The sequence below is a fragment of the Microbispora sp. H10836 genome (assembly GCF_012999525.1).
Classification (GTDB): domain Bacteria; phylum Actinomycetota; class Actinomycetes; order Streptosporangiales; family Streptosporangiaceae; genus Microbispora.
Genome location: NZ_JABBWU010000072.1, coordinates 1 through 845, shown reverse-complemented (window position 1 = coordinate 845; position 845 = coordinate 1). Strand labels below are relative to the sequence as shown.

Sequence of the window (845 nt, the reverse complement as noted above, 5' to 3'; positions counted from 1 at the left end):
CGTGCCCGTTGCCGTTGAAGATCGCGCTGGCGGATCCGCTGCAGTAGTGCACCAGCACCAGCAGCGCCGGCCGGGCCGCGACCCTGTCGGGCACGTAGATGTACATGTTCAGGTTGGTCGGGTTGTTGCCGAAGCCGGTGACCCGGGTCAGCGACGCGGCCGCGGCGGGCCGGGCCGCCGTCAGGGTGCCCGCGACCACCAGGGGTAATGCGGCGGCGGCCACTACGGCTTTGAGCGTTCGTTTCACGGGATGTCCTTTCGTACGGCGGGCTCCGCGGCGCGCCGGCGCCCTACCGGGCGGCCGGAACCGTCAGGCCGCGGTGCAGGTCAGCGTCGGCACACCGTTGGCGCCGTTCCAACTGCCGAGGAAGCCGAACTCCGTGCTCGCACCGGCGCCCAGGGCGCCGTTGTAGCTCACGTTGCGGGCGGTCACCTGCGATCCACTCGCGCCGATCGTGGCGTTCCACGACTGCGTGACCGTCTGGCCGTCGCCGAACCGCCAGCTCACGGTCCAGGAGGAGATGGCCGAGCCACCCGCGGTGACGGTCACCGAGGCCTGGAAACCGCCCTGCCACTGCCCGGTGACGGAGTACGCGGCCGAGCACGACTTCCCACCCGGCGACGACGGGCTCGACGAGGGACTGGCACTCGGACTCGGGCTCGGACTCGGGCTCGGACTCGGGCTCGGACTCGGGCTCGGGCTCGGGCTCGGGCTCGGGCTCGGGCTGGGAGTGCCGCCGGGCTGGCCGATGCTGCCGGAGACCGTCTGGAGTGCGGCGTACCAGGCGGCGGCCATCTTGTCGTAGCCGGTCGCGGTGGGGTGGATGCCGTCGATCAGGTCGGCG

1 protein-coding gene and 1 pseudogene are annotated in these 845 nt (G+C 72.2%); both read right to left on the bottom strand.

Annotated features, from left to right (window positions below; all coding sequences use genetic code 11):
• A pseudogene (locus HHX30_RS40320) lies at positions 1–247 on the bottom strand (esterase); the annotation flags it as partial.
• A 63-nt stretch (positions 248–310) separates the two neighbouring features.
• Positions 311–845 (bottom strand): cellulose binding domain-containing protein (locus tag HHX30_RS40315; RefSeq protein ID WP_169989214.1); only part of this gene is annotated, 535 nt, incomplete at its 5' end.